Annotated in this window: 13 protein-coding genes; 9 read left to right on the top strand and 4 right to left on the bottom strand. The window is 47.4% G+C overall.

Translation table 11 applies throughout. From position 1 onward, the window contains the following. Nucleotides 1-27: 27 nt before the first annotated feature. Nucleotides 28-909: a GNAT family N-acetyltransferase gene (locus NYE54_RS20560; RefSeq protein WP_339265838.1), complete on the top strand. Its 882-nt coding sequence runs from the start codon at nt 28-30 to the stop codon at nt 907-909. Nucleotides 910-996: 87 nt separating this feature from the next. On the opposite strand, the gene NYE54_RS20555 is transcribed toward NYE54_RS20560, so the two are convergent. After that, nucleotides 997-1650, bottom strand: coding sequence for a TVP38/TMEM64 family protein (locus NYE54_RS20555; protein WP_339265836.1), 654 nt, complete (start codon nt 1648-1650; stop codon nt 997-999). Between the two features lie 188 nt (nt 1651-1838). Next, a complete protein-coding gene (locus tag NYE54_RS20550) occupies nt 1839-2675 on the bottom strand; it encodes a CPBP family intramembrane glutamic endopeptidase (RefSeq protein ID WP_339265834.1) in 837 nt (278 codons plus the stop codon). A 340-nt stretch (nt 2676-3015) separates the two neighbouring features. Here NYE54_RS20550 and NYE54_RS20545 point away from each other — a divergent pair, with 340 nt between their 5' ends. Together NYE54_RS20545 and NYE54_RS20540 are read left to right on the top strand one after the other, a co-directional pair. Continuing rightward, nucleotides 3016-3624 carry a TetR/AcrR family transcriptional regulator gene (locus NYE54_RS20545; RefSeq protein WP_339265832.1) on the top strand — a complete coding sequence of 203 codons (609 nt, stop codon included), beginning with the start codon at nt 3016-3018 and terminating at the stop codon, nt 3622-3624. A gap of 108 nt (nt 3625-3732) precedes the next feature. Beyond that, nucleotides 3733-4599: a YitT family protein gene (locus tag NYE54_RS20540; protein ID WP_339265830.1), complete on the top strand. Its 867-nt coding sequence runs from the start codon at nt 3733-3735 to the stop codon at nt 4597-4599. Nucleotides 4600-4798: 199 nt separating this feature from the next. Here the strand turns inward: NYE54_RS20540 and NYE54_RS20535 are convergent, their stop codons facing one another. Beyond that, nucleotides 4799-5011, bottom strand: a complete 213-nt coding sequence (locus NYE54_RS20535) for a hypothetical protein (protein ID WP_071220380.1) — start codon at nt 5009-5011, stop codon at nt 4799-4801. 50 nt (nt 5012-5061) lie between these two features. Continuing rightward, nucleotides 5062-5634, bottom strand: a complete 573-nt coding sequence (locus NYE54_RS20530) for a thymidine kinase (protein ID WP_127593650.1) — start codon at nt 5632-5634, stop codon at nt 5062-5064. A gap of 489 nt (nt 5635-6123) precedes the next feature. On the opposite strand from NYE54_RS20530, the gene NYE54_RS20525 reads away from it, so the two are divergent. From NYE54_RS20525 to NYE54_RS20500, 6 genes are all read left to right on the top strand, one after another. Further along, complete coding sequence (locus NYE54_RS20525) at nt 6124-7872, top strand: sigma-70 family RNA polymerase sigma factor (protein WP_339265827.1); 1749 nt, start codon at nt 6124-6126, stop codon at nt 7870-7872. Nucleotides 7873-8041: 169 nt separating this feature from the next. Then, entirely contained in the window at nt 8042-8944 is a 903-nt protein-coding gene (locus NYE54_RS20520; protein ID WP_339265825.1) for a DMT family transporter, read from the top strand. Between the two features lie 439 nt (nt 8945-9383). Then, nucleotides 9384-10118, top strand: coding sequence for a GTP pyrophosphokinase family protein (locus NYE54_RS20515; protein WP_098746717.1), 735 nt, complete (start codon nt 9384-9386; stop codon nt 10116-10118). 539 nt (nt 10119-10657) lie between these two features. Next, the gene (locus tag NYE54_RS20510) at nt 10658-12055 is read left to right on the top strand and encodes a protoporphyrinogen oxidase (protein WP_339265823.1); all 1398 of its coding nucleotides are present in this window, start codon (nt 10658-10660) and stop codon (nt 12053-12055) included. Further along, nucleotides 12052-12615: a DUF1697 domain-containing protein gene (locus NYE54_RS20505; RefSeq protein ID WP_339265821.1), complete on the top strand. Its 564-nt coding sequence runs from the start codon at nt 12052-12054 to the stop codon at nt 12613-12615. Before NYE54_RS20510 ends, NYE54_RS20505 begins: the two co-directional genes overlap by 4 nt. 811 nt (nt 12616-13426) lie before the next feature. Beyond that, on the top strand, nt 13427-18649 hold the full coding sequence (locus NYE54_RS20500; protein WP_339265819.1) for an S-layer homology domain-containing protein: 5223 nt from the start codon (nt 13427-13429) through the stop codon (nt 18647-18649). Nucleotides 18650-18682: the final 33 nt, after the last annotated feature.

The following is an 18682-nucleotide window of genomic DNA, read 5'->3' as shown; positions in this document are numbered from 1 at the left end:
GAATATGAACAAGGAGCACATTTACAGATGATTTTAGAGCAAGCTGATATGAAACTTAGAGAGTTATCTTCCTTTCTTGCAAAATTAAATGGGATTCGTCATCATCATGTCGGATATTGCGGTGAACAGGAAGGCGAGATTTACAGCACGCTTCAGACGGAATTCACGGAGAATGGCGAACTGAGCAGTCAAAAATTCACCGTCATATATGATCAGGATCAGATTGTGGGGGCATTGGGGTTCGATGTAGATGAAGAAGAACGGTCCGCTGAATTATGGGGACCTTTTATCGACGCGGAAGGTGAGCAATGGAATCGATTGGCGGAGCAGCTATGGGATGCAGGGACTTCGAAGCTGGAAGGCTGCGTAAATCGTTATTACGGTTTTTATAACGTGGATCATCAATCCGCTGTACGCTTTATGGAAGACAAAGGGGGTAGAAAGTCAGGAGAGCATCATGTTCTACGACTTCGAAAATCTGCTCTATTAACGGATGGCCTTTCGGGACTCCAGGATTTCACACCCGAGTATGCGGATGAATTTGCGAAGCTGCATGGTACGAATTTCCCTAATACCTACCTCAGCGCTCAGGATATTATGCAGCAGCTGGATGAGGATCATCGACTCTTTATGTTTACGGAACTAGGAGAGCTCGTTGGCTATGTTTATGTGGAAGGTGAACCCGAATTCAAGGAAGGCAGCATTGAATACATCGCAGTATCCGAAAATTTCCGGGGGAAGGGTTATGGCCGGGCACTTCTTGACCAAGCGCTTCATTATCTGTTCCATATCGTACAGCTGGAGGACATCTCGTTATGCGTAGACCAGAGAAATGAAAGCGCGATCCAACTGTATCAACGTGCGGGGTTCGACCCGATACATAAACTGGCGGCTTACGTATTGGAGTAAGATGGGTTTGTCCCGCATCTAAGCATGTCTACTATAACAAGACCCGCCAGTCCCGGTTGCAATGGATGGGCGGGTCTTGTTATGGATTTAACGCTTTGTCTTTTTGTTGCTTATCACGATACTTCCCGGCTGATCTTCATGATGGTAACGTTTTTCCATCTTTTTGCCGGTTAACCACAGCAGCCATAGAACAACGACTGCGATTAGAATACGCCAGGGCTGTGTTATAAACGCTTGCCAGTCATGTCCGATAAAAGCGACCATGAAGATCATTACGGATTTCCCCGCCATAACGGCTATCGTAAATGTCGTAGCCGATACCGTACTGATGCCGGATGCAATATTGATCAGCGAGGAAGGCGTGAAGGGGAAGCAGTACAGGATGAAGATCGGCGTAAAGCCTTTTTCTTCGATCCAATGGAAAAAACGCTGGGATCCCGGCATTCTTTTTTGAATAAGCAATCCCAGCTTGCCGCCCAGCTTGCGAACGATCCAAAACACGGTAATGGATCCAAGGCAAACGCCGATCCAGGACAGTAAGAATCCCCACCATAAACCGTAGGCTGCGGAGTTCCCCATTACAAGGACGATAAGGGGCAGTATGGGCAGAAACGCCTCTATAAATGGAAGCAAAATACCAGGAATGGGACCTAGCTGTGAATACTGCTTAAGCCACCCCTGTACTTGATCCATGTCAATTTCCTTTATATGGGTCAATAAATTCTGAAGCCATTCCAACATGATGAGTAAATCCTCTCCCTGCCTAGGGTAAAATTATGTATTTTCTGGTCGATCTCGGATGGAATATATTATAGCATAACGGAAACCAATATTATAAATTGCAGGTATTGGACCGGATGGATGATCACACATAAAGCTCAAACTCCCCGAAAATAGCGGAGAGTTTGAGCTATAACCGTTAACGGTTGTTATCCAGAATGGGTGGGCATCGCAGATTCCTTGGTTTTTGGATTCGAATCTGGAGGAAGATCCGGCTCGGTCCCGTTCCAATCGATTTGATTCTTGCTCCGCAGTGACCACACAACCAAGAGAATAATTCCGATGATGACCGAACCGATCGTGACCATATAATTGCCCCATATAGAAAGGTATTCAATCTCGATGAATGCATAATTCGAAGGCACCACGACATACCGGATCATCTCCAGCCAGGCTAGGTGAAAGCCAATATTCATCCATAGATTGTTGGATACGATGCGGCACAGCTGCAATACCGTACCAAAAGCAATTAAATTGATGATATACTCCACCGTAATCAGATCCCATGTACCTATTCCTGTGGCTACCATGAATCCCGTTACGGCGATAGGTGCAAGTACGAATAACACGACCTGAAGGATCAGCGCAAGCCAGCGCGAAAAACGGGTGTTCAGGTTCCGAAACACATAACCGCGGAAGGTTAATTCTTCAGGAAAGGCTTCATAGAAAAAAGCAATGGGAACGTTGATGAGGATAACGAGCATCGTAGCGACAGGGAAGTGGAATGCCACGATTCGGAGCCACCCGGCGGCACTGCCAATCAGCAAGGCTGCTGCTGTGACCAGGGCAAGGAGAGCAATGCCGAGAATGAAATAACGAAACCCGGAAGGAGGGGAGCTAAGACCAAGGCCGCTCCAGGGACGCTGGTCGACATAACGCCTAAGCAGATAAATCAGCGGTACGGATACACTTGTTGTTACGACTGCAAGGAGGATTTGCAGCCCGAGCGTGGGGATCTCGTAGGAACTCGCTGTCGTGGCTATCACAACCGCTAGTCCGAGCCCTGTAACAAAAGCCAGCCATCCAAGGACGACACGCCAGAGCAGGTTTAAACGGCCCTCTCGATCACGGAATGCCCGAGAGACACCATGCCTAGCCTTCGATTCAGTTAATGTGCGAATGACAAACTCGCTCCTCTCCTAAGAACACACTGAGCGTGTTCACGATTCTTTTTGACATTAATATATATAGTATTGGTTCTACCAAGGTGTTCCATAGAGAGAACCTATTTTTACGAGGATAGGCATTGTAGAAGCAAACCTAGGAAACTGAAATGTTGTTTATAGTACGTTGTATTAAAAAAAACCGGGAGTGTATAATGGGATTATGCCGAAAATCGTAGATCATGATAAACAAAGACAACGGGTCGCTGAGGCTGCCCTGCGGGTGATTCAGAGGGGTGGACTCGAAAAAGCGACGGTGCGCAATATCGCGGAAGAGGCGGGATTATCCGTAGGTTCGCTGAGGCACTATTTTACCAGCCAGGCTGAGCTGTTGACTTTCTGTATGAAGCTTATTATCGAACGGATTGAAGAACGTTTTTCTTCACTATCCTTGAACGGACCCGTGTTTGAGGATGTAAAGCAAGTGTTGATGCAATTTCTGCCGATGGATGAGGATAGGACGATGGAAATGGAGGTGTGGATGTCGTTTGTTGCCAAAGCGCTAGTCTATCCCGAGTTAAGAATAATGACTGATCATATGTACGATGGTTTAACCAAGGCGTGCCATTATGTGGTGGATACGCTGGTTGCCCATAAGCTGGCTAAACCGGAGTTGGATCTTGAATATGAGAAGGAACGAATATACGCATTGGTGGATGGGTTAGCGATACACCATATCATGAGGCCGCAGCAGCTCGCCACAGAAAAGATCGAGAGGATTATCGATCAGCATCTGCGTTCTTTATGTCTGGATGACAAGGCAATGGCCTAAAAGACCCATGTCACTTTGCCTGTCAACATTGACATGTCATTCCTTTTTTTAATACAATGGTTCTTCGACAGGCACTTCGTGTGAAAAAAGATACAAAAGGAGAATGGCATGGTCAAAAAACACAAAAATCTGACAGTCGGTGAAATTCTGAAACGGTTCATCTTTATCACCATCGGTGCAATTCTGATGGCTGTGGCGCTTGAAATATTCCTGGTGCCCAACGAAATTATCGACGGTGGTATTACCGGTATTTCCATCGTATTATCATCGATTACGCCCATCAATCTGGGTGTGTTCCTGTTTATTATCAACTTACCGTTTCTGTTCATCGGTTACAAGCAGATCGGTAAAACGTTCGCATTTTCCACATTATACGGGATTGTGGTATTGTCAGTGGCGACAACCCTCCTGCATCATGTAGACCCGTTTACGAACGAGAAAATTTTAGCGGTGCTGTTCGGTGGTTTGGTTCTCGGGCTGGGGGTAGGTCTTGTCATCCGTTATGGCGGAGCGCTCGACGGTACGGAGATCGTTGCTATCCTGCTGTCCAAAAAGCTGCGGATGCCGGTCGGACAAATCATCATGATTATCAACGTGTTTATTTTTATTACGGCAGGGTTTGTATTTGGTGCAGATTCGGCCATGTATTCGATCTTCTCATACTACATAGCGGCAAAAGTGATGGATATAGTGGTAGAGGGCTTGGACGAGTCCAAATCCGTTACGATTATATCCAATGAATACGAAGAAATTTCAAATGCCATCATGCAGCGTCTGGGCCGCAGCACGACCATGATCTATGCCAAGGGCGGGTATTCCAAAGAGGATACGCAGATGATTTATTGCGTCATCACCCGGCTGGAGATTGCGAAGCTGAAGACGGTTGTGCAGGAAATTGATAAGAACGCATTTATTTCGATTCAAAATGTCGCGGATGTGCTGGGTGGGAGCATGGCCAAGTCTGATATTCACTAGGGTACAAGCGACGCTCTTAGTGTGATAGGTTGATTAACGAACAGCGGTTTTTTGCAGATCGTTCTGCAGAAGGCCGCTGTTTTTTGTGGCCGCTATATGCGGCTCTCTCCCTGAGATAAAGAAGGATTGCCTGAGGCCCTGATAGATCTTCGTAGAAGAGGTCTATCATGAATCACTCAGGCAATCCATCTATCATTTCTTATTTCCGTACTTCAAAAAATTCGCATTCATCCCGCTTATGATAGCCGAGCGAGCTGACGCTGGATTGTGTAATGACGGTTTCGTCAGTGAAGCGGATGACGAGACTGCCGGAATCAATCAGATGATTATCCTTGAAGATGCGTATACGGATCTGCTGCTCCATCACTTCCTGAAAGTCTTGGTCGGTTAATAGCGGTCTGACTATCGGCATGGGTCATCCTACTCCTTACGTTTGAATGGTGGATTGCTTGTGAAAACGTCCTATGATAAAGGGGGATTGGTATGACATTTGCGACAAACAGGGAAGTAGGTATCATTCCCACCAATCAGGATCTGCTCACCGGCATACACGGGCTTACCGTCAATGACGCGAAGGTTCATGATCGCTTTGCGCTCACAGAACCAGCAGATCGTCTTCATTTCCTCGATTTTATCAGCGTAAATCAGCATCCAGCGGCTGCCTTCAAACAGCTCGTTCCGAAAATCATTCTTCAACCCGAAGCCCATGACAGGCACGTTAAGCTCATCTACAATCCGAACGAGCTGCAGGATGCTGTCCTTGGACAGGAACTGGCATTCGTCAACCAGAACGCAGTATGGCTTAGGCTGATGATCCTTCACAATCCCGTAGATGTCGGTTGTATCGGATATAGGTATCGCTTCGCGGCGCAGGCCGATTCGTGAGGATACATATCCAACGGCATCCCGGTCATCGATAGCGGACGTAAAGAGGAGTACCGGTTTGTTCTGTTCTTCATAGTTATGGGCGACTTTCAAAATCTCGATGGATTTACCACTGTTCATGGAGCCGTACTTGAAAAATAATTGAGCCATGCTTTCGTTCCCTTCCTATAAGTGCAATGTTGCTTCTTCGCGTTTAGTTGTGCAAAATTCTTACAATATAAGATATGACATGCAGATTATATTGTCGCATTATTAGGCAGCTTTTGTCCATTGCCTGTAAGGACTATATTCTGACATATATGACTTGGGCGTGGAATGAAAAAAAGGTTTGACAACCTTTACCAGCGGTTGGGGCTTGTTCCGGACTGAATACAGCGGAACGACGCTGCGGGAGCACCTGGGCCTAACACGTCCTGAACCCGGGCATTTTCACCGGGAAGTTCACCAAGCAGCCGCGGATGTAATCTAAGCGAGCCATGTTGTTAAAAAAACGTTTCGAGTGACCGAGGTTTAGGGGTCATCTTGGAACGTTTTTTATGTATTATAAAAGTCAGATAATATTTCTCAATTACTTTGTCAGAAAAAACGAACTTCTCTGGTCATATAAGTAGTCAACGATACGAAAGAGGGTTTGAGCAATTGGAAACGACAGCAGACAGCAGGGTCCAGTGGGATGAGATGGAGGATCAGGAGTTGGTGAAATATGCGCAGGCAGGGGAGCGGGAAGCATTCGGGGAGCTTGTTCGGCGTCATCGGTCCAAGGTTTATGGCTATGCCAGAGCTATAACCCGGGAGTCCTACCTGGCAGAGGACGTTGTACAGGATGCACTTATCCGTGCGTTCATGCATCTGGGGAAACTGGTCGATGCCCGGCGGTTCTTACCGTGGGTGCAGCGAATCGTCCGGAATCAGGCCTATACCCGCCTTAAGGGAAGCCCTGCGATGAAAGAGCAGACATTCACCGAGCTTGAAGGCAGGGGAAGAGCTGATGGTGCCGGGAGTTCAGATCAGTGGAACAATCTGGACAGTATTCTGGGCAGGCTCCGTCATTCTGCAACCGAAGCTGCCGCTGGATTCCACGTTCCGGAGGAACGGATCGTCCAGCAAGAGACGCTGCGCTTTTTAACGGACATCATTCAATGTCTGAAGCCACGCGAACGGCTTATTTTCGAATCCCATTTTTTCGATCAGCTGTCTCCGCAAGAAATTGCCAACTTGTTTCAGCTCTCTTCGGCCAATGTGTATCAGATTATTTCGAGATCACGGAAGAAAGTGATCCAAGAAAAAATCCGCGTCACCGTTGACTCTTATATTAAGATGAGAAGGGACTTGGGAATTATGAAAAAGAAGATTCTGCCTTATGAAGGACCGTTGAAAGAAATCAAAACTTGGACAACCGCTGCGGATGCCACGTATAAAATGCTTCAATTTACAGATCGGAAGTTATCCCTGCCGATGGTCATGGGGCTTACAGGTCATGCATTCCGGATCAACATCATCCCGGATGAAGTTCACATTGCAGGTCCAACGTCGTATTTTTTTGGTGAAGTATTATCTCGGGGCCTTCATAATATCGGGTTCCATTCCAAGTTTGTAGATGGCATGTCGGACGGCGTCGGCACCAATGCCAATCTGCTGGATCCAACCGCTTTGGAGAAGAGTGCCATGAGCAAGCGCAGCATTCATCAGGAGCTGCCAAGGGCCCTTGATCTGATTCATGCTTCACTAGACCGGGGATACCCTGTGCTGGCTTGGGATATATTCTTCCCGGAATTTGGTACACTGTATGGTTACGACGATGAAACGAGAACTCTCTATGGGGAAGTATGCGGCAGAGTGGATACGCTGCCCTACGAAAATCTCGGCAGAAGCGTGATGGAAGATCTATTTGTTCTGGCTATTGAGGGCTCCGTTGATTTAACGCTTCAGCAGCAGCTTCGACTTGCGCTTGAAACCGCCATCGAGCAATATGAAGGGAAAGAAAGCGTGGTGCCGACGGCAGTGAAGGGGATTGCGGCATATGATGCTTGGGTTAAATCGCTGCAGGGGCGGAAGATAGAACCGAACGGTCATGCTTACAACATCGAGGTATTAAGAGATGCCCGGTATTACGCTGCTGAGTTCTTCAAGGAACTGATTGCAGCTTGGCCGGATGCGAATAAGGAAGGACCGGAGCTCACGCAGCAGTTTAAAGAAGCCAGCGTGTTATATACAGGTATGTGTGAGAAATTCAGTGTCCTGCATCAGTTGTTCCCATTCCCGGTAGGTGGAGAGCCTAATTCGGGGGAGCAAGCAACGAAGGCGATATCACTGGTAGAGGATATTAAAGCTCTGGAGATCGAAGCTGTTGCTAAATTGAGAGAGATCTTTGCAAAGTTGTCTTCATAAATAGTGGTTGGATACAAACTTACCCCGTTTGGTATTTACAATGTTGAGGTTTTGTCTTAAGATAAGACCATAATTCAATATCTAACAGAGTCAACCCCACTTTTTACTGTTTTCTGGTCTCCAAAACAGTGAAAAGCGGGGTTTTTTTGTTGTGGAGGGAGAGTTGGAATTGTTACATGTATTAAAAAATTCATTCTACGTATTTCTGGGAGCTTGCTGTTTTGGTATTCTGTCAACGGTGGTAAAGCTTGCTTACCAGGAAGGGTTCCTATTTCAGGAGGTTATGATCAGCCAATTCGGGACAGGCTGGCTCATTCTGCTGTTGTTAATGCTGTTTTTTGGACGTCAAAAGATCACGAGCAAGCAATTCCTAAGGCTAGCCGGGGTTGGGTTATGTACATGTCTTACAGGCGTCACGTATTACCTTGCCCTTCAGAGCATTCCGGCATCGATTGCCGTCGTTCTTCTATTTCAATTCACCTGGATCGGCGTCATTATCGAAGCCATTGTGAAACGGCAATGGCCGGATAAATCCACCATCATCTCCGTTATCATCCTGTTTGTAGGAACGATTATGGCTGGGGGGGTTTTGGGTGCAGGCGAGCTCCAATTGAATTGGAAAGGGACTTTACTGGGGTTGACTGCGGCCTTGATGATGGCTTTGTTTGTCTTCTTCAGCGGCCGGGTCGAGACGCAAATGTCACCGATTACCCGGAGCTTCTATACCTCAACGGGTGGTCTGATTCTGCTGACGATCCTGTTCACGCCAAAAGTGTACACGGAGATATCCCTGTTTGACAACGGGTTATGGCTGTTCGGCTTAATCCTAGGCGTATTCGGCGTTGTTTTGCCCGTACTGCTATTCGCACTGGGCGCACCCAAAATCAGCACAGGACTGGCAACCATCCTTGGTGCCGGAGAGCTGCCCGTCGCTGTTATCGCTTCGGTGCTGGTGCTGAGCGAGCAGGTGACTGCTCTGCAATGGATCGGGGTTATCGTGATCCTGCTGGGCATTGCGTATCCGCAGATGGCGGCGCAGAAGCGGGGCAGGGTGCCAGCGGTACAAAGATGAGATTCAGAAGAAGATAATATGAGACCAAATCAAGAGGGAATATTTAATTTTCGATAAAATGGGAGTGAATGAAAGTGGGGAAATCCATCGTGAATGGATGTCGAAACCATGAGTATTTTGCGATTGCCCGAGAAATAATACCACGTTCATGAAATTTATAGGATAATAAAATACGAGCATAAACGCCTTGCAAGATATGGTTTATACAACGATATCAAGCGCTACGAAGCTGGCATATGATAAAAGACGTTGTAACCTCCTGGTTGCGGCGTCTTTTTGACGTCATTGCACTAAAGTTGCAGTCGCACCTCAAAATCAACTACTATTTAAAGAGGGAACAGCACTTCTAGAATGTTAGCAGCGTGTTTTGTTTTTATTTACTACTCGAGTCATCACGGCTCTGAATCACACAATCGAAAGGAAGTATCCCATGAATTCTATGCAAATCGAACAGCTCAAAATCATTCGGAACGAAATTACCCGATTTATGATGAAATACAAATTCGCCTTAGATGAGATCGAAACCAAAATGGAAATATTAAAAGAGGAGTTCCAGGCTCTTCATGATTATAGTCCGATCGAACATACGAAGTCCCGCCTGAAATCGCCGGAGAGCATCATGAAGAAGCTGCTCCGAAAAGGCGGAAACATATCTCTCAGTTCCATCGAAGACAACATTAAAGACATCGCTGGTCTAAGAATCACCTGCTCCTTCATTACCGACATTTACAAAATCAGCGACATGCTGCAGAAGCAGAGCGACTTAACGGTCCTGAACGTCAAAGATTATATCAAGAATCCGAAGCCAAACGGATACCAAAGCCTGCATCTGTTAGTCGAAGTGCCTGTTTTTTTCTCCGACCGGGTGGAGAAGGTATGCGTTGAAGTCCAAATTCGGACTATTGCCATGGATTTCTGGGCGAGTCTGGAGCATAAAATTTTCTACAAATATAATAAGTCGGTTCCCCAGCATCTGCTGGAAGAGCTTAAGAAGGCGGCGGATACGGCTAACGCGCTGGACCGTCAGATGGAGCAATTGCACCACGAAGTACAGGCCATTAAGGATTCGGAAAGCAATGATTCGCTGCTGGAGGAGCTGAAGAGCATTCAGATCAACAACCGCAAGTATGAGCTTCCGGCCGGATTGCTTGAAGTGTTGACCGAGGATAATTAAAAGTTCTGGCAGGGGCAAAAAAAAGAAAAGCTTCACCTGTTTCATCAACCGTACACCGGGTATATATATCCTAAGTGGGAAGTGGAAACACATCAACACCAGACGGATAATAAGACGTTAAGTCGGAATTACCGAAAGGATTTGATACCCATGTACAGCATAACGAGGAATAAGGACGATACTACCTGAATTATTCCAAAGTACACCTTAAGCAATGGAACGATTGCGTTAGAATAGAAATAACCGCTTCCCACGAAAAAACTCTGCGAGTGATCTCGCGGAGTTTTTTTTTGCTGTCGACAACCATCCTTGCATGCCTCTGAATCTGCACGTGCACAAAGGGAATAGGATGCATGATGTACAAATTGTGTTCCTATTCCTGGTGGAAAGCCGATGACTGTGTGAACGATTCTGTTCACAATATTGAGGGATTGGCGGCCCTCGAAAGAACGGACTCTATGATATACTTAGAAATTGGATACAATGGTAACAAACATGATGAAGATGTTATGAACCTACATAATAGAGGTGTATGTACAGTGACAACTACCGTAGTCATCGGCGGCGGCATTACCGGACTTTCGACCTTATACTATTTGCAAAAAGAGTTAAATCGCCATCAACAAGATATGGAATTGGTGCTTATCGAGGCAAGTGAAACGCTGGGAGGCAAAATCCGAACCGTTCAGAACGGTGAATTTATTATGGAAACCGGAGCGGATTCGATCGTATCCCGGAAAACGAATGTGGCACCACTTCTGGAGGAACTTCAGTTAACAGACCAGGTTGTGTATAATGCCACAGGGACTTCGTTCATATATACGACTGCAGGTTTGAAAAGAATCCCGGATGAGAGCGTATTCGGCATACCGCTTAGCCTGAAATCCTTGGCGGAAAGCGAGCTCGTATCTGCCGAGGGGAAGGTGGAGGCGCTCAAGGACTACTACACGCCGAATGAAACGTTTACCAAGGATGATTCTTTGGGCGAGTTCCTTGAAGCCTTCCTTGGCAAGGAAATCGTTCAGAATCAGATCGCTCCGGTCATATCGGGCGTATATTCCGGAGAGCTTCATGATCTCACGATTGCGTCCACGTTTCCTTATTTACTAGAATACAAAAATGCACACGGTAGTATCATGGGTGGTCTAGCCGAGCATAAACAAAAGTTCCTGGGCTCAGGTAATAAGAAGTTTGTTTCCTTCCAAGACGGAGTCTCCGTATTGATTGATGCACTGGAACGGACCGTGATACAAACAGGCGCGAAGATATACAAGGGCGTTTCCGCAGAGAAACTGGAGAAAATGGCTAGCGGTTACGGGATAACATTGGCAAATGGCGAAAAGCTTGAAGCTGATTTTGTTGTATTAAGCACAATGGGATCCGCCGCGAAGGAGCTGCTGCAAGATCCGCTGCTTAACGAGGACTTTGACCAGCTGTATACCAAATCGCTTATCAGCGTGTATCTTGCCTATGATATTCAAGACAAAGAGCTTCCCTACGATGGAACGGGATTTATTACGGCTAAGGGAACCCAGTTAAAGTGTGATGCTTGTACCTGGACGAGCCGGAAATGGGAGCATACTTCCGAGAACAAGCGGTTATTAATGCGATTGTTCTACAAGAGCTCCAATCCGCATTATGAGGAGTTCATCCGATTATCCGATGAAGAATTGAAGCGGGTCGGGATGGAGGATATCAGCCAAAGCCTCGGCATTAAGGCAGAGCCTATTTCTTGTGAAGTCACCAAATGGCATGATAATATGCCGAATTATCATTTGAAGCACCGGCAAATCGTGGAGTCATTAGAGCATAAAATGGGTGACCTGTACCCTAACGTTATGCTTGCGGGATGCTCCTATTATGGAGTGGGTATACCGGATTGCATTGCGAACGGGGAGAAGACGGCAGGTCTGATCGTGGAAAGGATGCTTGGATGACAATTTATATCGCGTTGCTCAGAGGGATCAATGTCGGCGGCCATAACAAGATCAAAATGGCCGATTTAAGAAAAATGCTTGAACACATGGGGCTGGCTCGCGTGCAGACCTACATCCAGAGCGGAAACGTGCTCTTCGAATCTGCGGAATCCAAGGAAACGCTGCGCGTCCAAATGGAACAAGGCATACTTGAAACGTTCGGCTTCTCGATATCGGTGATCATTAGAACCTCTGAGGAAATCGAGGGGATTGTTCGGAACTGTCCATTTTCGGAAGAAACGATACGTCAAGCGGAGGAAGCGTCGGAGTTTGAGAGTCTTTATGTTGCCATGCTGCCGGAAGCGCCTGCTGCTGAAGATGTGGAGAAATTAAGGCTTTATGTAAACGAAAAGGAAACCTTCGAAGTTATTGGTGAAGAGGTTTACTTACTGTTTAAGGAAAGCGTTCGGAATTCCAAGCTGGCGGTTCAGTTGACGAAGCTCGGCGTACCGATGACGATGCGGAATTGGAAAACCATGAACAAGCTGGTACAACTGTCCCAGACAATGAAGAGTGAGTAGTCGCCATCATTTATACAAATGAAGGGGTACATAGCTAATCTCAAAATTCGAGAGGAAGTTCGGGCTAAAGTGTTTCACTTCCTGAGGAGCGGGTAAATATAGAACAAGTGGGAAGTGGTATTGTCAATCGACGGACGGAAGAACATGATGTCATTCCGAAAGGCAGTTGATTCACCATGAACACTCGCAAAAGGAGAAGGAGAGCGAAGTTTCTTCGATTCTTTTCAGGTAAGGCACCCTAGCAATTGGAAAATGGCTGCATAATGAATTTTAAATCGCTTCCCACTGATAAGGATCCTGCGAAATTATTCGCGGGGTCTTTTTTTGTGCGGGAGACCGGAGTAATTGATAGTATCTGAATAAGCTGAAGCTCATTCCATGAAAGAGGATCTTGACGGATGCTTGCCCAAAGATGAACCGGATAAGACGTGAATAGTCTGGAAGTAATGGGTTTTATACGCTATGCTGCCCCCGCTTGTGGACCTTGAGATAGGGGTAACTACTTAATATATAGTAATGAATATCTGTTAACAAACTGCCCTATTTTACTAGATGATTAACTGATCCCGGGACTTGTGAATCATTTATCAGATTTTACATAAATCGGTTTAAAAATCAAAGGGAATATGCAATTATTGATCTTAGGAGGTGAGGTGCTAAATGGATCTCTTATAGGGGATAGCCTAAATCTAAATCGTGAGGGATTTAATATTGAAAGCGCTTTAATTAAAAATTTGGAGATCCCATGGAGACCTGGAGAATTGGGAAACTGAATTGATTGTTCAAAAAATCATTTCTAGGAGGTTTTCCATTGTCTAAGATCGTCCTGAATCGATGTATATCCTGCTTCTTGATTCTCTGTATCGTGTTGTCGGCCTCGTTTGCCGGTTTCCCAGGACAGGCTTCAGCCCAGTCATCCAACGCACTGAACAACGTGCCTGAACTGCTGATCACCGAGCTTGTCCCTGATTCTACGAATGTAGGAACCGCCGATGGTTATGAATTTATTGAAGTATATAACAATACCGACCAAGACATCGATTTCAGCCATTACAAAATTCGTTACCGTTACTTGGAGAGTGATACCCTCTGGGCTCATGTACCCGATGAGGTGATGATTCCATCCAGAGGCACGCTGGTGTTCTGGATTATTAACGCACAGAACAGCAAATCAACGATTGCTGATTTTAATAAAAATTACGGCACCAACCTGATTGAAAACACCGATGTCGTCAAAATATTCTCAGGCGGCATGTCCAATTCACGCATGCGGGAGCTCGTGGTTGTGACGAACACCGGCCGTCCGATCGTATCCGCATTTTACAATGACGGAGATGTTCATAACGCCGCCGATCAGGGGATCTTCTATAAGTACCCGGAGGATGGCAGCCTGAAGATGCAGCGGATTTCCCAGCTGGAGCATAAGGCTACGCCGGGTTCGCTGCAGCATTCCGAGGTACCTGCGGAGCCGGTACATATTGATGTGACCAAGGAACCAACGGTCACCAACCGGACGACAACGGCGAATGTGACGCCGGGCGAAAATCTGGAAATTCTCGCAGAAGCGCACGATGATCGTATGGTTACTTCGCTCGCGTTATCATATCGTGTCGATGGACAGAACGATTACAAAGTCGTACAGCTTCAGGAAGGAAAGCAAGGCCTCGGTCATACGATTTCTTACCTGGAGCTGCTGGGACACACCAAGCTGGAGTATTTTTTCACGGTGTCCAACACCTTTAAGGAAGTAGAAAGTCCCAAATACGAAGTCGATCTAACGGGGAATGGTGCCAGCGCCAGCCTGAATGTTGACGATCAACAGACCGTCACCGGGATAACGTATATTCGGGGGGCAGCGGATGGGGTAGAACCTGCCGATCTTGAGCTTCATATCGACGGGCAGCCGGTTCAAGGCACACCTGTTATGGAGCATTCCGCTTATTTTGTTTTTGAAGGCGATGGTATTGACGATGGGATCAACACGGTAACCATCGGCAAGGATGTGCTGTTCAAGACCGAGGCGAACATTGACGGCTATCAAACGATTGCTGTCCCCATCGAACCGCAATGGCTGACAAGCGGCACAAACGAAATTACCCTTCGGGCCGGCGATAACGAGAAAACCTATTTCGAGGATGACAAGCCGACGGGCAATATGGATGACTTTAATGCCCGCAACGTACGGCTGCTGTTAGGAGATGGGACAGAAATCCGGGATCCGCAATTTAAGGATCCTGCGCTTATCCACGACCTTGGAGACGATGGACGGTTTTTGCCTCTTGTTGCTTTTCAATTCGATATTCCTGCCGATAAAGTAAAAGCCCTGTCTTACGCTTGGGATACCACGTCGGTAACAGACGGGCAGCACAAGGTTGATTTGAATGTAAAGGGTAAGTCTGAAGCCTTTGCCAACGTTCAGGTCGATAACGATGGACCGGAAATTAACGTGACCGTTGAAGAGGGGAAGAGTTATAAGGGAAGCATTCCGATCGATGTGACTGCCCAAGATAGCGTATCCGGCGTGGAACGGGTGGAGGTCCTGCTAGATGGTCAAGCCATCCAGGTGCCGTATAATACTTCATCTTCCGAGCTTGATCCAGGTGATCATAAGCTGGAAATCCGCGCAGTGGACAAGATCGGCAACATCTCGGAACGTATGGTTACGTTTAACACTTCACCGGAGCATCCGAATGCACCTGTATTGGTCTCACCAGCAGATATGGAGAGCGGAACCGGGTTGTCGCCGGAACTGAAGGTTCAAGTCAGCGATCCATCGGATGACGAGCTTGAGGTCTCCTTCCATCAGGCGTATCCGTATCATGCATTAAGTGGCGATCGAGTAAAATTATCCAAGAACGCCTCGGATGAAGAGCCACCTAAGGACAGGTTCCCGGTGGGCGAAACTGCGCTAACTGCAGAGGAATTGAAGCTGATAGCAGAGTCCAACGATCAATATGTCACGGTGGATTCCACGTCCCAGTTCCCTTATATCCGGTTTGAGGTAGAGCTGGAGCATGCCGTGGAGCCGGGTGACAGCGTTGAAGTGACTTGGGAAGGACACACGGTGCCCGGCCGTAAGGTCACGATGTATGCGTGGAACCACAACCAGAACAAGTGGACGGAAATTACCAAACATATTGCCCAGTCTGAAGATGATTTTACGCTGCGAGGCGAACTGATGGCAGCAGACTACGTCCAGAACAGCAAAGTGGATGTCATCGTACAGGACGAAATTCCATCCCGTGGGGATTATGATTACACTTTTGTATGGGTATCGGATACCCAGTTCTTAACGGAGCTGTACCCGCATATTCAGCAGAAGCAATTCGACTGGATTGTCGATTCCATCGATGATATGAACATCAAATATTTGTTCCATACCGGTGATATCGTGAATGATCCGACAGCTGAGTATCAATGGAAACGTGCCGATGATTACATGAAGATGCTGGAGGATGCAAATCTGCCGCATGGCGTGCTCGCCGGAAATCATGATGTGGGAAGTTATGATTGGGATTACACGACCTACAGTCAATATTTCGGGGAGGAGCGTTACAAGAATCAGCCATATTACGGAGGTTCCTACAAGGATAATCGCGGACATTATGACCTTGTCTCCGTTGAAGGCAACGACTTCATCATGATGTATATGGGATGGGGCGTTGAAGACGAGGACATCAAGTGGATGAACGAGGTTCTCGCAGCGTATCCGGACCGTACCGCATTCCTGAATTTCCATGATTATATGCTCGCGAACGGAACTCGTTCCGGTATAGGTAACAAATTGTACAAGGAAGTTGTCGTTCCGAATCCGAATGTGGTTGCCGTTTTGAGCGGCCATTACACGGGAGCAAGTCTGCTTAAGAATGAATTGGATGATAATGGTGACGGTATTGCGGACAGAACCGTGTATCAGATGCTGGCAGACTACCAAGGACATGCCGATGGCGGCAGTGGTTACTTGAGATTGCTGCATTTTGATAAGGATAGCAATCAGATTTACGTAAATACGTACTCTCCTTATCTGGATAAGTACAATTATTATACAAATGGCTCGGATGAGTTCAAGATGAATCTGGATCTTGAACCGAAATTAAAGCGCGTAGCAACCGATTCGATCCAAGTAAATCATCTGAGAGGAGAGTCTATCGGTACACCGCAGAACGTGGCTAGCGGCACTGAGGTTACTCAACCGTGGACAGGACTGCAATCCGATGGAACCTATTCGTGGTATGTCGTCGCACAAGACAAATTCGGGGGGAAAACCCTTTCGGATGTGTGGACATTCACGACAGATGGCGGGAATCTCAACGCTCCGACCAACCTGAAAGCACTGAATGTGACATCGTCAACAGTTCAAATCGGTTGGGATCCCGTAAACAGTCCAGACCAACAAGTCGTGAACTTTAATGTGTATCAGGACGGGGAGCGCGTGGCAACGGTCACGGATAGCGTATATGAAGCGACAGGGCTAACCCCGGACACGCTGTATGAATTCAAAGTAACCGCCGTGGACAAGCAAGGCACGGAATCCGCTCCTAGTGAGGCCTTAACGGTCATCACTCAAGCCGTAGAAATTCCGGGTGCACCTGTATGGACAGCCGGGGAGCTTGAATTTTCGGACATTACTTCAAACGGCGTAACCATGAGCTGGCCGGAGGCGACCGCAGATCATGGCGTGGATGGATATCGTGTATATCTGAAAGGGCGGAGTGAACCGGTTGTTGCCGTGACCAATGATGTGTATTCACATACCGCTTCCGGTTTGGAGCCGGACACCCGATATCATTTTACTGTAAAAGCCTATAACGCTGCGGGAGAGAGCGCCGGACTTCATAACACAGTCACAACACCGGCAGCAGCAGTAGACAAGAGCGAGTTAATCGGATTAATCGCATCGGCACAGCAAAGGCTCGACGAAACACGAGAAGGCACATCGCCGGGGCAGTATCCGGTCGCAGCAAGGTCTGCACTCCTTGCTGCCATTGAAAGAGCCAGCGCCATAGCGCAACAGGATCATGCAACTGCCAAGACCGTACAGGATGCAATCATTGCTCTGCAAGCCGCGATCCGTACCTATAACGCATCGGTTGTACCTTCAACGGAGAATCCTCCATCATCGGGATCAGAATCAGGATCGGGGTCTTCTGGAGGATACGTATTATCTGGAGACAACCGTTTAAAAGAACTTGAAGTGATCATCGGCGACAAAGCAGCTGAACTTACCCCTGCATTCAATGAGAACAGAACTGAGTACCGACTTGAGACGGAAGCCGAATCTGTGCAGCTCCGTGTTCATGCGGCGAATAGCAAGGCAACAGTCCTTCTGGGAGAAGAACCCCTGAAAAAGGATCAGGTTATCGAGCTGAAGGAAGGGGATAACCTGTTGAAGCTGGTGATTCGGGCGGAGAACGGGACGACCCGAACCTACCAGTTAACCATTCACCGTAAGGCGAAGCCGGGGACCGAAGAACCGAAGCCGGAGCCAAAGCCGGTGATGTTAACAGACATCGCAGGACATTGGGCTTCGTCGGCGATAGAGGAAGCGGTTCAGCTCGGTATCGTTGGGGGGTATCCGGATCATACCTTTAAACCGGACCGACAAGTAACACGCGCCGAATTTATGGTCATGATGGCCAAAGCACTCGATGGACAAACGGATGCTGGGAAGCTGGATTTCAAAGACAGTTCCCAGATCGGATCCTGGGCGCTTGAAGCGATTCAATGGGCCGTATCCGAAGGTATTGTGAAGGGATATGAAGACGGCTCATTCAGACCGAATCAATCCGTCAACCGTTCTGAAATGGCGGTCATGATCGCACGTTTCCTGGGCCTTGCCTTACCAGAAGCAGAAACGGAATTCCGTGATCAGCAAGCCATTCCAGCTTGGGCAGAGAAGGAAATCGCTGCCGCCACTGCGGCTGGCATCGTAAATGGCCGCTCGGGTAACCGGTTTGCTCCACGGGACTCCGCGACCCGGGCGGAAGCCGTCATGATGATTCTTCGTATGCTGGAGAACGTGGAGAAGCAGTAAGAAATGAGAACAAATAAGAGGCTGACACTAGAG

Origin of the sequence: Paenibacillus sp. FSL K6-1330 (genome assembly GCF_037976825.1) — a bacterium.
GTDB lineage: Bacteria > Bacillota > Bacilli > Paenibacillales > Paenibacillaceae > Paenibacillus_AQ.
Note: the sequence above shows the minus strand (reverse complement) of the source record. Positions and strands in the feature narration are given on the sequence as shown.

Bases quoted from the DNA above. Each gene is read 5' to 3' on its own strand.
- NYE54_RS20560 (WP_339265838.1), top strand. From the start codon at position 28: ATGATTTTAGAGCAAGCTGATATGAAACTTAGAGAGTTATCTTCCTTT.
- NYE54_RS20555 (WP_339265836.1), bottom strand. From the start codon at position 1,650: ATGTTGGAATGGCTTCAGAATTTATTGACCCATATAAAGGAAATTGAC.
- NYE54_RS20545 (WP_339265832.1), top strand. From the start codon at position 3,016: ATGCCGAAAATCGTAGATCATGATAAACAAAGACAACGGGTCGCTGAG.
- NYE54_RS20540 (WP_339265830.1), top strand. From the start codon at position 3,733: ATGGTCAAAAAACACAAAAATCTGACAGTCGGTGAAATTCTGAAACGG.
- NYE54_RS20535 (WP_071220380.1), bottom strand. From the start codon at position 5,011: ATGCCGATAGTCAGACCGCTATTAACCGACCAAGACTTTCAGGAAGTG.
- NYE54_RS20530 (WP_127593650.1), bottom strand. From the start codon at position 5,634: ATGGCTCAATTATTTTTCAAGTACGGCTCCATGAACAGTGGTAAATCC.
- NYE54_RS20515 (WP_098746717.1), top strand. From the start codon at position 9,384: ATGCAAATCGAACAGCTCAAAATCATTCGGAACGAAATTACCCGATTT.
- NYE54_RS20505 (WP_339265821.1), top strand. From the start codon at position 12,052: ATGACAATTTATATCGCGTTGCTCAGAGGGATCAATGTCGGCGGCCAT.